Consider the following 15,413-nt stretch of genomic DNA (forward strand, 5'->3'; position numbering starts at 1 on the left):
TATTCCATGGAATAGTAATGTGGAGGTAGAAGATGAACGCTAATAAACATGATGAAATTTACGATAATATTTATAATACGATTGGGGGGTTGCTTGAAGCTGAACAATGGAAAGGGTTTATGCAATCTGCTGCCTATAACTATAAATATGATTTTATGAGACAGGTTGCTATATACAGCCAAAGACCTGATGCAAAAGCTTGCGCTCCGTATGACTTTTGGACACGAGTAGGACGATATGTTAAACGTGGGAGTGCCGGGATAGCAGTACCAGACGAAACCACGCAAAAAATGAATTATCTTTTCGACATTTCTGATACAGGAACTAAAGTAAACTACAATGACCAGGTTTTTGTATGGCAAATAAACAGAGAGGCGTTTAATGAAAAATATGGTACCAATTGGTATCAGGCTCTTAGCGATGAAATAAAAGAATCCATAACATCACGAAATATAATTGATGAATTGTCAGATAACCAAAAAGACGTATTATTTCATACTGTTCTGTATCAAACACTCTATCGTATAGGTGTACCTCAAGAACAGTTAAGAGAAATAGATTTTACTAATTTAAAAAACTTGTCATTTAGTGAGTTTTTAGTCGTTGGTAGACTTGCAAATGAACAAACAAAAGAAAGTATTAATCAACTACGCTACGAATTTAAGGATTATATAGAAAGAGAGGCTCAAAATGACAGTCAAAGTTATGAACAACAAACAGTATCAAAAGATCAACGGATATTGGATTCCGGAGACAAAAATCAAGAGCGAACAAAGACCGATCAGGAAATACGGACACATGAGGTGGAAGTATCTCAGAGAGAGCGAGAAGCTTTCGGATATGGAACTGTTGAGCGAACTCGAAGTAACCGGACAACTGATGAACTATCTGGCGAATATAGAGGAGGAAGCGGAGAAAATCAAGGAATCCCGCTCGAAGATGATGGAGGAACGGAAAATCGATTCCAATCTTCAGAAGAGCGACTATCAAGCCTATCTACAAGGGGTTCTACAAATCGAGACGGAATTAGAAGAAATAATTCTGCACACTCTAATTTACGCATAGAAGATATAACACAAGAAATATCCAATAGATTCGTCATGTTTCCACCTGAGGAAGCAACACAAAAAGAAGTCATTCAGCAAGATATGGCTTCTTTTTTAAATGAGCAAAACAATAAAACTGCCTTGGATATGGATATGGATAACGACGGTGTTATTGATCGATATGATGCCGATTATCGAGATTCCACAGTACAGAGTATTGGGCAACTCGATGAAAGAGAAGAGGAACGAAACAGGGAAGATGAAAACGAAGACTATGAACTAGGCTATTTCAGTCTGGGGAATGGATATGTAGTTTCAGATCAAAATATAAACGATAGAGAAACAAATGATTTTTTGTACCTAGCTCATATAAACGCTGATCGAACGATCGATTTTTATAATGCGACATTAAGCAGCCATTATTCTCCAGGAATAGTGGATAAGATTATAGGCGAGGTTTGCTTGCAAGCGATGATCTTAGATGGGAATATCTCTTTTACTCAAAATCTAAAAGTTTTAAACGAGCTGTCTCCATTACTTAAAATAGAAGAGTTATCTAATGGAGAGATAGAAAACTTAAAGACTCTACTCACAAAAATAGATTTTAACAGTTACATCGAAGCGGAAAAACTTAATCCTCAAGTTTTATCAACTGAGGAAAGAGTTAGAGAGATTAGTCAATTAGCACTCGATGTAAACAAAAATAAGGCAAAAGATCAAGTAGAACAGTCATTACCCGAATCCAATGCTTTAAGTCAACAATTGAAATTTAACTTTCCTCCCACACCTATCACTCAGGAAGTTATAGATACTATATTAGTTCATGGTGGGAATGTTGATGGAGGAAGACTTGCTATTGTTGCAGAGTTTTCAAAAGACAAAAGCATAGAAGAATTAGGCGATTTTTTAAAGCAGTCATTTAAAGGTGGCAACGGTTTTTATATCGATGACAATCAAATCGCAGCATATTATACAGACGAAGGTCTTCAAATAGCACATGGTACATCTGCTAAGGAAAGCTATACAACGATTTCGTGGGAAGAAGTAGCGAAAAGAACTGACGAACTCCTCCAAACCGGCGATTTCGCTACGAAGGAAGAATTAGAAAATGCACTCACTTTCGAGAGGGAGAAAATTGCAGAATCGCTATGGTATTTAATACACGATCTAAATGCGGAAAGCACAGGAAGCTATTTCAAAACACTAAAGAACGAACGAAGAGGCTTCTCAGAAGATACCAAGGATATTGCGGCATTGCTATCAAATCCCGTTTCTCTCCAAGGCATCAAAGAGGAATATAGCGACTTCTTAGAAGCATATAAAGATGACAAAGATCTTCTGCGATTTAACTTTCATAAGGTAGATGATCTTTATCAAAAATTAAGTGAACTCGAATTAAAACGTCGTGCATACAAGACAAACCTAACAGAAAACAAAGGAGTGAAGTCATTTATTACAGAAGATGAAATATATGACTTCTTTCATAGCGGAAGTGGAATGTCAGGAGGAAAAGAACGAATTTATCGTTTTTTCACGGAAGATCACGGTTTAACGGAAAAGGCAGAATTTTTAAGAGATGAGTACGGCACGGGTGGTCGTATGCCGGTCTTTCCGGGTTCCAGTAGCAGTCAAGAAGAACATGATTCAAGAGGAGTTAAATTAGAAAAGGAAAACTGTTCTGAAGTTTTTCTTACCTGGTCAAATGCGGCTAAGTATGTTGATGACCTAATTCTTCAAGGTCTATACCTCGATAAGCAAGAAACGAACCTAGAAAAAGACTCAGAAGACAAGAGCAATAACTATTGGATTGTTGAATTTAATGAAAATGATCCTCTAATTCCTGATTATTCGGGCCAATTAGTAACACAGGAACTAATCAACGATATCAAAGAAAAAGATCAGTTGGTATTCAATCACAACAGAAACGTTGGAATCGACGCAAATAATGAAATGACAGACGATTATATGGGCTATTTCAAGTTTTATTTTGACCATTATGTCGATGGCGAAAGAATCGAGCATCGTCGAATTGATATTGGAGATGGAGAAGAAGCTAATGCACAAGAGTTTGCATATCTCGAAGATCAATTACTCAGAATTAAAGAAGAGCCGATTAAGCAGCAAGTCGTTTCCACGCTAGAGAAAGAGAATTTTGAAAAAATTGAGGGAATTGAAGGGAACTTCTATTTACTCAATCGAAAACAAATACCGAAAGGTGTATTGAAAGAGCCGAGCCTTATTAAAGATAGTGTAAATGGTCGTTTGGGATATGAGGCAGATCTTCTCCTAGACTTAAATGAACAAAAACTAAAATCGGTTTTTTTGTATAATGGTTATTGGATTAATAATAACGATTTTGATTATGAAAGTTATGCTGATATTGAAGCTGCCCTCGTAGATTTAACCGATCGAAGCTATACAGGAAATATCCTAGATGAGTTTACTGAAGCCAGTGCTGAAAAATATGAACTCAATGTACGTGAAGTACAAAATGTTTCTGTAAAAGATGAGAAACAAAGCTTCGATTTAGTTAAGGATTTTGATCCGCCTTCTGTCCGACTGGAAAATAATATTAAAGCGTTAGAAGTCCTCAAACGTTGTGAGAACGAAAGTCGATATGCTACAAGTGACGAGCGAAAAATTTTAGGAAACTATGTCGGTTGGGGCGGTCTTGCAGACGTTTTTAATGAAACAAAAGGTGGACAATGGGAGCGTTCAAGAGAAATAATTAAACAATATTTATCGGAAGAGGAATATGAATCCGCTAAAGAGTCCACGTTAACATCGTTTTATACGTCGAATGGGATTATCGATGGAATCTACAGTGCTTTAGAGAACATGGGATTTAAAGGCGGAAATGTTTTAGAACCGAGTGCCGGAATAGGAAACTTTATAGGCAATTTACCAAAGAGTTTGGAGCCGTCATCGTTTCATGCAGTAGAGCAAGATACGCTAAGCGGTCGCATAGCAAAACAGCTTTATCCGGAAGCTACTATTGAAGTTTCGGGATTTGAAGATGTGAAACTACAAGATGACTACTATGATATAGCAATAGGTAATGTTCCCTTCGGAAATTACAAGCTATATGATGAAGCTTATAGTAAGCAGAATTTTTTAATTCATGATTACTTTTTTGCGAAGTCTCTGGATAAAGTTCACGATGGTGGCATTGTTGCTTTTATAACATCAAAAGGAACAATGGATAAGACAAATAGTGAGTTCTTAAACTACATGGCAGATCGAGCAAAACTGGTAGGGGCTATAAGATTACCAGAAGAAGCTTTTAAGCAGACAGGAACGTCTGTCACTTCCGATATTTTATTTTTCCAAAAGGGAGAAAACAGTGATCGCACCTGGAATGAGCTGGGGAGAGATGAAAACGGAATATCCCTGAATCAGTATTTTATAGAACACCCTGAAATGATCATTGGAACTATGGTAGAGCGAACTGGTCCTTTCGGGAAGGTTGCTGCTTGTCAGCTGGGCGATAAAGATTTTTCAGTACTCTTTGAAGAAGCCATTAAAAATCTACCTAAAGGTATATACAAAGAGCCGAATGAACGGTCGATCGAACCTAAAAAAGAAGAAAATCAAATTACAGCGGAACTGCCTGATTTGTCTGATGTAGAGGATTACACCTACTGTAAAGTAGGAGATAAAATATACTACAAGAATGAAAACGTCGTCGAAGAGATCTCACAAGATGTCGAGCTGCTTAGCGGTATGATCGAGCTACGTGATACAGTTAAAGAACTTTATTACCTGGAATATAATAATTTCGATAGTAAAGCGATCGATGAGGAAATGGAAAAGCTCAATAGTGTATATGATGAATTTGTCGAAAAGCACGGTCGCATTAATGAACCTTCGAAGATTAAAGCTTTCAGAGGAGACGACTCCATTGCCATTCTTCTAGCATTAGAAGAATTAGATAATGACGGTAAGTTTGAACAGAAGGCTGATGTCTTCAGAGAACGTGTTATTAAGGGAGTAGAAGTTCCTGAGCATACAGAAGATCTGGTAGATGCTGTCATTCTTTCTCTCAATCACAAAGGTAGAATTGATCTGAATTTTATGTCTGAAATTATGGGAAGAGATTCCGCAGAAATTAAAAACGATCTTTTAGAGAAAAAGCTGGCTTTTAAAAGCGAGAGAGGTACAGGAGAATTAGTATATCGTGAAGATTTTTTATCCGGTGATATTCGCAAAAAAATAGAAACGTTCCAAGCAAATATCGACTCTTTTACAGTAGAGGAAAGAAAATCGATGATAGAAGCCCTCGAATCAGCAATACCTGAAGCAATTAAAGCGAAAGATATAAGCTTTAGGCTAGGCTCTACATGGATTCCTGAGAGGTATATTTCTGATTTCTGTAGAGAAGTGTTAGGTGGAAGTAAGCGGATTGAATTTTCGGAAGCCACGTCGAAGTGGTATGTACCTGATAAAGGGAATGACTGGAGCGTTTATAGTACGACTAAATTTGGCACCCGTCGTATGAACTCGTGGCATATTTTGGAGAAAACACTTAATCAGAATGAACGATTAAAAATTGAAGATACAATTTATGTCGATGGCAAGGAACAAAAAGTACTAAACAAAAAAGAAACGATTTTGGTACAACAAAAGCAAGAATACATGAAGCAAGAATTTGCGAATTGGCTTTTCAGTGATCCTCAAAGGACAAGTGAATTAGAAAAGATCTATAATGAGCGATTTAACAATATAGTTATTCGAAAGTATACAGGAGAAAATCTTCCGTTTAGCGGCATGAATCCGCTTATTAGCTTGCGTCCACATCAAAAAGACGTAGTAGCCAAATCAATATTCCACGGAAATACGTTGGCAGCTCATACAGTTGGAGCAGGTAAGACTTTTTCTGCAATTGCAGCCATAATGGAATCGAAACGCTTAGGTCTATCATCTAAGGCTATGATCGCCGTACCCAATCACTTAACGGAGCAGTGGGGTAGAGACTTCTTAAAATTATATCCAGACGCAAAGGTCCTTGTGGCGACAAAAAAGGATTTTGAAAAAAAGAATAGGCATAAATTAATGGCGAAAATCGCCAGTGGAAATTATGATGCCGTTATTGTAGGACACAGTCAGTTCGGTATGATTCCCGTGTCGCAAGAATATGAAAAAAGATTCCTACAAGAACAATTGAAAGAACTCGATCTAAAACTAAATTCTTGCAATAAATACACACAAGGGTTTTCCGTCAAGCAATTACAGCAAAAGAAGAAAAAACTAGAGTCGAAAATAAAGGCGTTAATGAAAGAAAAACGCCGTGATGATATTGTCAACTTTGAGGAAATGGGAATTGACAAGCTAGTTGTGGACGAAGCTCACGAATTCAAGAATTTACAAATTCCCACGAGTTTAACAGGAGTAAGTGGAATTAGCAATAGTGCGTCTCAAAAGGCATATGACCTCTATATGAAAACTAAATATTTAGATGAGAAGACCGGTCGTAAAGGTCTTCTTTTTTTAACCGGGACACCTGTTTCAAATTCTATGTGCGAACTTTTTGTTATGCAAAAGTATTTGAACAATGAAGATCTTGTCCGAACCGGATTATTGGATTTTGACGCTTGGGCTTCCACCTTTGGAGAGATTAAAAATGTGCTTGAACTATCGGTCGATGGTACAAGCTATAAGATGAAAACAAAATTTAATCGATTCAATAATATGCCAGAACTAAAAAAACAATTTTTAAATTTTGCAGATATAAAGATGCCTGAAAGCTTAGATTTGCCGGTTCCTGATCTAAAGTCTGAAGTAGTAAAGGTAAAGCCTAGCGAATTACAAAAAGAGATTATCGAAGATCTCTCTTCCAGAGCTGACAAGGTAAAATCCGGGATTGATCCTAGAATTGACAATATGCTAAAGATCACGAACGACGGGCGTAAACTGGCACTTGATCAAAGGGTATTTGACCCGATGCTGCCAGATGAAGACAACAGTAAAGTGAATGCTTGCGTCGATAAGATTGTAGAAATCTATAATCAAACTATGGATAGTAAATCCACACAAATTGTATTTTCTGATTTATCTGTTCCGAATAAAGATGAATTTAATGTTCATCATGATCTTAAGGAAAAACTCATTAAAAAAGGTCTCAAAAGCCAAGAAATTGCCTTTATACATGATGCCAATACTCCTGCAGAAAAAGAAAAGCTATTTGCGAAGGTTCGTTCAGGCGATGTTAGAGTCATCATCGGTACTACTCAAAAAATGGGAACCGGTACGAATATGCAAGACAGGGCTATCGCCTTACACCATTTAGATTGCCCGTGGAGACCGGCAGATAGAGAACAACGGCTTGGTCGCATGGTAAGACAAGGAAATGAAAATAAGGAAGTATTCGAATACACTTATATTACCGAAGGAACATTCGATGCCTATATGTATCAAATTCTAGAGAACAAGCAACGATTTATCAGTCAATTAATGACAGAAGAATCGGCTCTTCGATCCATTGAAGACGTAGATGAAATCACCTTAAACTATGCGGAGATAAAAGCTTTATGTGCTAACAATCCTTTGATTAAAGAAAAGATGGAACTAGAAAATGATGTTAATCGATTGAGCATTGAAAAAGCTGGTTATTTGCAGAATATAAATCAACTTAAAAATCAAATAGCAAATGTATATCCTGAAACCATGAAAAAACTTGAAAATAACATGAATGTTATAAATAAGGATTTAGAAAGAGCTCGTAGAAGCGAGAATAAGCCTTTTGAAATTAAAATTAATGGAAATGTATATAAAGATGAAAAAGAGGCTGCAAAAGCCTTTATAGAGTCTTATCAGGGAAGTATTAAGAAAACAACACCATTTGCAGAGTATGAAGGATTTAAAATCTTCATAGATTACAGTTCTATCGACAAGCAATATATTTTAAATATCGCAGGAGAGGAACGTAACTATAAAGAACTCGCTTCGAAGGCGGGGCACTGGAATATCACAAGAATAAAAAACATGACATCTCCGGAATATTTTAAGGAACTAATAAATAGTACGGAAGAGCGACTAAAAGAACAACAAAGAAACTTAGAAACTGCCAAAGAAGAAGTGTTAAAACCATTTATAAATGAGGAGGAATATGTAGAGAAAATGAATAGGCTTACGGAAATTAATCTGAAATTCAATGATGGAGATATTTCATTCGATCAGTCTCTGGAAGAAGCTAAAGAGAAATTATCAGATTTTTGTATTGCCTCTCAGGGTTATTCAGATATTGATTTTACCGACCTAGGAGATGTACATCTCATGACCAAAAAGATTGATGGTCAACGGAAAATAGATATATCTTGTAATTTACTCGATCAACCCGAGCTAATTACAAAGTTAAATGGTGAGATCATAGATATAAGAAGAGAACAGTCATTAGAAGACTTTATAAAACTTAATATCACTTCACTAGATCTTTCTCAACACATCCACAAACTTAAAGAAACAGGGAAGCTTGAACTTTCTGAGAAAACAAATAAAGAGGTGACCAAGCATGACAGATTCGAAGATAGAGATGATCGCTAGAGAGATAGGTGAAGATACCGAGTCCTATTTAAAGGCTTTTTTTCAATATTTTCTATTTATAGAAGATGAAACGATTTTAAACGATCTATATTCAGCCTTCATGGAGTCAAGCTATTCACTTTTTAGCGATGAGATTGTCAATTTTGAAGAAGAAATTAATGCCATAAGATATGAAGCAATAAATGACTTTATTTCTAGGGTGAATGATGTAATAGGTCAAAAGATAGATCTAAAAGCTTTTGAGACAGAATTAGAACAAAAAGATATCATCGATGCCTATGAAATAAATCTCATGGGGAAACTAACGAGAATTATAATAGTCTTTAAAAATGAAGAAGGAATAGTTCTAGGTATAAGCGAAAAAATGATATTAGAGCTAGTAACGCCCCTAGAGTTGGTCTATGAAACAAAGATTCAGCAATTACTTGGAGAAACTGAAAGTAGATCTAATATAATTCAAATTTATTTTCAAGCTCAAAAGATAGGCACATTATATTGGGATAGGTCAATAAACTTGAAAATTAAATATGGTCTTCTTTCAGATTATCTTGACGGAGAGTTCTATACTCTGAAAGAAGAAAAAGAAAAGATGGAGAAAGAGTTTAGAGACTTTTATCTAGATACGATTAATAGTTTGACGTACTTTAAAATTCCTAAATCAATTAATTTAGAAGAAATTTTCCATTTTGAAAATATCGATAGAGACTATAAAGTTATTCTCTATATGAAGAAGCTATATAAGGAGATCCTACAAGGAAAAAAGTCTAGAATGCCTGATTTTAAAAATATTATTGAGATGGAAAGCTTCATTGGGCAAGCTAACGTTTATCAGCCTTTGTTTTTGGAAAAGCTAAGTAAAGTAGACAAGACAAAACTTAGCTATGAGCAGGCAAAGAAAATAGCATTAAAGAAAATTGAAAATCAAAAGATATAAAAAGAGCTGTCTAGATAAAGAACGATTTGTGAATTGGTAAGTCATTAATATGACAGAAAGTAGATGAAAGGGTCTATTTCTAGAGATTTCCTATAGCATTGGCAGGAAAAAGACATTGCGGGGCATGGTAAAAGGTTGTATAATTAAACAAGAGGAAAACCTTTTAGTACTTTAGCACTAGGAATTTTAATAGGGGGTGATTTTTAATCTGTATTGTTGGAGTAGTGTGTAATTCTGTTGTTTTGTAAAATTTTTCTATTAGAAAGGTGGTCAGGATGACTTTTAAAAATAATATTAGGTTTGCGATTGTTGCTTTATGTTTAGTAGCGTCTGGCATCCCTGTACATGCACAAGAAGAAGTTGTTTTGGAAGAACCAATAGAGTCGATCCATCAGCAAATCCCTGTATTACACATGAACCATGCAATATCTATATTGAATAAGAACAATGCCCAAAATAATAGACAAGATTCCTCTTTTGGTATTTACTATGACCAAGAAGGTAATCAATATGGTCCAACGGATTTTGATGTGGAATAAGAAAATATATTTATCTTGGATAATGCGAAAAATAAAGTAAGTAAAGTATCCTCTACAGAAGGAAGAATGGATGCATCAGTCCGCTTAGAGTCTCCATCGATGATATGCGAAGATAAAGGCAATATCTATATTTTAGATATAGCAAATGGACAGATTGAGATAATTGGAGTAAACGGTAGTTCCAAAATCAAGGACATTGATCTAGGGAAAAATGAGGCTATCTCCGAATTTGAAGTTGTGAATGGTTGTATCTATATTACGCTTTTTGATGATACAGAGCACACAATTCAATATATGGATCAAGGTAAAAGGTTTGTAGCTGTGAATAATTTTATTGGTCGAATTTCCAATGAATATATTTATACTTTTGCTTTAGAAAAGAATAGCGAAAATGCGTACAACGGAACTATGACAGTTTCGAACTTAAATAATGAGCTATTAGCTAATCTAAAGATTATCTCTAACTATCCCCTATATGGAGCCAAATTACTTGGTGTAAATGAAAAGGGAAATTTTTTGGTTAGTAAAACCGTAAATATAAATGGGAAAAGCACGAGTATTTTGGATGAAATAGATCCAAATAGTAATATTATCAATGAAGAAGAAGCAATAACACACGCAGATATGCTAGAGCCCTTTATTTTTGATAATGGAAAAATTTATAATGCAAAAGAAAATCAAGAAGTTTTGAAGATAGTAGCAACTACTGTAGAAGGCCAACCAGAAACTATTGATAAGAAGAGTGGAATTGAGATTTCCCCTGAAGTAGTGCCTTCTCCGGTGCAGGCCTCAATTTCGAGGAGTCAAATTATGAATATTGCTCGTTCATACCATACATCTTTCTCGTGGAAATGTACCAGTAGAAACATCAGTGCAATGAGAGGTTACTCTAAACCTAGTTATATTAATGGCGCTGGAACATATACTTGTATGCCATACTGTTGGGGTGGCTTTGACACTAAGGAATCGTTTATTCGAGGGTTAAAGAATGGTGGCAGAGCAGGAAATATTAATACAAGGTCTGGCAAAGTTGGAAATACCTTTGGTTTAGATTGCTCAGGATATGTAAGTAGATGTTGGGGCCTAACATCCAAAAGAGGCACAACTACAATTGAAAATGTGGCAAGACGGATTTCGTATAGCAGTCTGCAACCAGGAGATGCCCTGAATTATCCGGAAGAACACGTTATGTTATTTGAAAAGCGTGACAGCAACGGGGACTATGTATTGTATGAAGCAACGAAATTAAATGGATATGATCGAGTATCTCATACAATACGTTCAAAATCGAAAGTAGAGAGTCAGTATAAAGCTATTCGGTATAATGGCATATGATCCATAGATAGCTTAACGTATAGATAGATGAATGCATAGATGAATGAGTGTAGGAGGCCTTTAATGAAAAAGATGGCAGTATTGTTATCATGTTTATTGCTTCTCCCTTCAGTAGCCTTGGCGAAGGGACCTTCTCCTGTTGGACGTTACGTTGGAGTTTACGTTAATGGGCGGGAACCCTTAGAAGAAGATGTGATGCCCGTTATCCGTCACAATCGAACGTTTCTTCCTTTGCGTGCGGTCACTGAAGAATTAGGCTATGTCGTGTCGTGGAATCAAGATAAAAAGGAAGCAACTTTAACGAAAGGTAAAGAAAAAGTCGTGATGACGATCGGAATAAAATCTTATCGTCAAAACGGAAAAGATGTGGCGATGGATGTCGCGCCATATCTAGAAAAAAATCGCACATTTATTCCGGCGCGTTACTTAGGGGAGGCGACGGGGCTTTCAGTCCAATGGATGCCAAACGAGCGCATCGTCACCGTCGGAAGCTATCCTCAAAAGGATATTCCTGGAGCGAAACGGATCTACATCAAGGAAATAGATATGTCCTTTATTTTACCGAAAGATGCAAATATTGATTACAAGCTCGAAAACGACGAGCTTTGTTTCTATGAAAAGTCGAATGAACAAATAGGTGGCGATGGTTTTCTCTTTCGCCTTTCAAAAGTCAAAAATCCGAGGACTGATTGGTGTAATGGTCCTGTGATCCTTGCTCATAAAGATGGCATCTACTACGGTGCAGATTTCCGAGGAGATCCAGCGGAAATTCAAGATAAGGCACTAAGGGAAAACTTCGAAAAAGCTTACGACTATATTGATGATATTCTGATGACAGTTCGAGTAGGAAAGTAAGAGGAAATTCTATATTAAATAGTGTTAATAGTGTTGGTGGAAACACCGGCACTATTTTTTTATTATAATTCTGGTCAGACTCAATTTAAAATAAACTTCGAAAAGTTTATCAAACCATAAGTAACGGATATCAAAGAATTGTTTGATTTTAATTTATAGACCAATTCATGTAGGTTCAAGATAGAACCTAAATATTTAGTAATTTACTCCCTTTTAGTGTAATAAAGAAAATGATTAATGACTCTTTTATCCATTCACTTTTGAAGAGATAGCTTTACGAACGAAGCTTGAATCGTTTTTATTACACTAAGATTAAAAACATAATCTGAAGAATTTACAAAATCTTAGTTGATATGTGCAATCGCACATGATATCATCTAACCAAGATATAACTCAATCACATTTCGTATGGAGGTTTAAAATGAAAAAGAAAATGTTAGTCAAAAGTGTATTGTCCGTAACATTAGCTACAACTATGCTCTCTTCAGCAGGGGTAGCGTATGCCAACCATGCTCCTGTGAATGCGAATGACAAGAAGATTCAAATTAATGGAATTAAGTATTTGAAAATTGCAGACTTAGAAAAAATGGGATTTAAAGTAATTGTTAAAGATGGCGTCCTAATTCTTGAAAAGGATGGAAAAATTATTCACTTAAAGTTAAATCAGAAGACTGCTTTAGTTAATGGCTTAGAAATTTCTTTATCTAACGTAATTTACTCTAACGAAGGAGTAAATGAACAAGCTCTAAAGAATCTATTAGAAGCATATGACTCCGGCAGAACCTATTATGTTCGTAATATCTTAACGAAAGACGAAGACACAGTTAAAGATTCGAAAGCTGTAGAAGAACCTGGAACAAGACCTGAAGAACCCAAGAAAAAAGAAGAAGGCACTTTAGATCTCCTGGACATTCTGAAAGATGAAGAATCGAATAAGAAGATTTATGATGATCTAAGCAAAGATAACGAAGTATTTGATAAACTGTTTGATTTCAGTGTAGAAACCCCTGGAACAGAAGAACCTGGAACAAGACCTGAAGAACCCAAGGAAAAAGAAGAAGGCACTTTAGATCTCCTGGACATTCTGAAAGATGAAGAATCTAACAAAAAGATCTATGACGATCTAAGCAAAGACAACGAAGCTTTTGATAAGCTCTTCAATTCAAAAGGTGAGAACTCTGATAAAAAAGAACAAGATGAAAGCCCAGAACAAACGCCTGAAATCGTATATGAAGAGATAACCGTCAAATTAAAAGATGGAAAAACCGCTACTGTTAAAGTTCGATATGATGAGGCTATGGCTCAAAAACATCTCGATCTTTTGAATAACTACAGAAAAGAAAACGGGCTTCCTAAAGTCAAAGACAATAAAGAACTAGTCAAAATTGCAAAAGAACGTGTTGCTGAAATTGTATATGAAAAAATGACGACCGGAACCATTAGCCATACTCGAACGAATGGCGATGCAATTAAGAAAATGAACGACTTTGCCGGTGAAAATATTCAGAATATACGTGGGACTTTATCTGAATCAGAAATGAAACGTGCTTTGGATAACTTTATTAATTCTCCTGTACACAATGAGGTTATGAAGCATAATGAGTATGACAGGAACGTAGGCGTAGGAGTAGGCAACTACGAAGATAGCGGTGTATCTCGAGTCGTTGTTGTACAACTATACGGAAAAGATTTAAAAGGTAAGGAAAAATATACTTTTGACGAAACAGAAAAACAAAAAATAGCTGAGGAACGAAAGGATGAAGAAGAAAAGAAACTGATTGACGATGTAAAAGGTCAAATCACCGATGAAATCAATGGAGAATCTGAATCCGTAGTACAATCTGAAGCCAAGGAAACTTCCTTCACTAAGGAAGAGAAGGCTTTAGTTGCAGAAGTTAAAACAAAGATCGAAGAAGAAATAAACAAAGACGGAAACACAAACGAAATCGTCGCGTCTCCTGAAGAAGCAGCACCGACTGATAGTAGTGAACAATAAAACAAGAGCCTTGCGTTAAGCGAGGCTCATATAACTATAAGTTCTCTCTCATAGATAGGTGTCATTGCACATTTATCTGATATAATTACAGTAATAATAAACGGAGAAGGAACTTAACATGAATGAAACAAATAATATTATTCTTTTAGATCCCGAGGATCTTCTAATCGATCCAGAGAATCTAATTTATGAAAGGGATCCGGAGGATGATGAAAAACTTAGAGAAAGTATAGATCAATATGGAATCCAAAAACCTTTATTAGTATATGAGAATCCTAGTGGCAAATATACAATTATTGATGGACATCGCAGAGCAAAAATAGCAATACATGGTGACGCAATGGTACCTTGTATTCTGTTCCCGATTGAAAATTCCCTAGATCTCATAAAAGCTAAAATAGCCGTTGTGCAATCAAACCATGATGAAAATAATCGATCTGTACAAGATAAATACCGTGAAATAGTTTTTCTAGAAAAGTATATTAAGGAATTAAAAAAGCTAGACCCATCGGTAAAGGGACTTACTAGAAAGCTTATTGCTGAAAATATAGGATTAAAAGAACGTCAAGTAGCTGACTATACAAAAATAAAAAACAATTTAAGAGAAGACGATATGAAGTCTTTTTTATCAGGAAAAATTAATGTTAAAGAAGCTCTTAGTATAATAGATAATTACAAAGAGTTTATACCTGACGCAGTAAGCGAGTTATTTATTAATGATGAAAATAATCCTAAAAAAAACAATCGTTTTTCCGGGAAAAGTATAGACGAAATAGAAACCGTTATTTTCGATATGGTACACAATGAATCGACTTTAAACGGTTATAAAATTGAGCCACAATCGAAGAAAAAAATAAGGCTAACTGATTTAAATACAAATCAAAGTCAAATATTCAAGATTAGAAATATTGCAATAAATATACACGACTACAACGAAAGATATAACGAGCGAGCAGGTGAGGAAGCAAATCCGAAAGTTCAATCTATCTATGATCTAACAATGAACTTAAATAAAGAAAATTTGAATCCTATTGATCGTAGAATCCTATCAGACGTAATAGAAAAATTGCACGGCAAGGGAGTTTAGGATGGAAAAGAAAACATCTAAAAGCCAAATGCGTGCAACGAAAAAATGGAAGCAAAAAAATAAAGAAAGAAACCGTTTTTTA

The 15,413-nt window shown here is 35.6% G+C and carries 7 protein-coding genes; all 7 read left to right on the forward strand.

Features of this window, described 5'->3' with window-relative positions; all coding sequences use genetic code 11:
* Positions 1 to 32 precede the first annotated feature (32 nt).
* The gene (locus tag WKT05_RS02540; protein ID WP_234411452.1) at positions 33 to 8,585 is read left to right on the forward strand and encodes an SNF2-related protein; all 8,553 of its coding nucleotides are present in this window, start codon (positions 33 to 35) and stop codon (positions 8,583 to 8,585) included.
* Entirely contained in the window at positions 8,554 to 9,519 is a 966-nt protein-coding gene (locus WKT05_RS02545) for a hypothetical protein (RefSeq protein ID WP_108831249.1), read from the forward strand. The genes WKT05_RS02540 and WKT05_RS02545 overlap by 32 nt, the downstream gene beginning before the upstream one ends.
* Positions 9,520 to 9,794: 275 nt before the next feature.
* On the forward strand, positions 9,795 to 10,058 hold the full coding sequence (locus WKT05_RS02550; protein WP_340412768.1) for a hypothetical protein: 264 nt from the start codon (positions 9,795 to 9,797) through the stop codon (positions 10,056 to 10,058).
* A gap of 66 nt (positions 10,059 to 10,124) precedes the next feature.
* Positions 10,125 to 11,393, forward strand: a complete 1,269-nt coding sequence (locus WKT05_RS02555; RefSeq protein WP_340412769.1) for a hypothetical protein — start codon at positions 10,125 to 10,127, stop codon at positions 11,391 to 11,393.
* Positions 11,394 to 11,456: 63 nt separating this feature from the next.
* A complete protein-coding gene (locus WKT05_RS02560) occupies positions 11,457 to 12,248 on the forward strand; it encodes a copper amine oxidase N-terminal domain-containing protein (protein WP_068367206.1) in 792 nt (263 codons plus the stop codon).
* 421 nt (positions 12,249 to 12,669) lie between these two features.
* Positions 12,670 to 14,244 carry a CAP domain-containing protein gene (locus WKT05_RS02565; RefSeq protein ID WP_068455153.1) on the forward strand — a complete coding sequence of 525 codons (1,575 nt, stop codon included), beginning with the start codon at positions 12,670 to 12,672 and terminating at the stop codon, positions 14,242 to 14,244.
* A 118-nt stretch (positions 14,245 to 14,362) separates the two neighbouring features.
* Entirely contained in the window at positions 14,363 to 15,331 is a 969-nt protein-coding gene (locus tag WKT05_RS02570; protein WP_108831251.1) for a ParB/RepB/Spo0J family partition protein, read from the forward strand.
* Positions 15,332 to 15,413: the final 82 nt, after the last annotated feature.

Source organism: Peptoniphilus sp. HCN-40583 (genome assembly GCF_037892835.1).
Classification (GTDB): Bacteria; Bacillota; Clostridia; order Tissierellales; family Peptoniphilaceae; genus Aedoeadaptatus; species Aedoeadaptatus rachelemmaiella.

What these genes read in the sequence shown, in the direction of transcription:
- WKT05_RS02540 (WP_234411452.1), top strand. Translation starts at nt 33, where the DNA reads ATGAACGCTAATAAACATGATGAAATTTACGATAATATTTATAATACG.
- WKT05_RS02545 (WP_108831249.1), top strand. Translation starts at nt 8,554, where the DNA reads ATGACAGATTCGAAGATAGAGATGATCGCTAGAGAGATAGGTGAAGAT.
- WKT05_RS02550 (WP_340412768.1), top strand. Translation starts at nt 9,795, where the DNA reads ATGACTTTTAAAAATAATATTAGGTTTGCGATTGTTGCTTTATGTTTA.
- WKT05_RS02555 (WP_340412769.1), top strand. Translation starts at nt 10,125, where the DNA reads ATGGATGCATCAGTCCGCTTAGAGTCTCCATCGATGATATGCGAAGAT.
- WKT05_RS02560 (WP_068367206.1), top strand. Translation starts at nt 11,457, where the DNA reads ATGAAAAAGATGGCAGTATTGTTATCATGTTTATTGCTTCTCCCTTCA.
- WKT05_RS02565 (WP_068455153.1), top strand. Translation starts at nt 12,670, where the DNA reads ATGAAAAAGAAAATGTTAGTCAAAAGTGTATTGTCCGTAACATTAGCT.
- WKT05_RS02570 (WP_108831251.1), top strand. Translation starts at nt 14,363, where the DNA reads ATGAATGAAACAAATAATATTATTCTTTTAGATCCCGAGGATCTTCTA.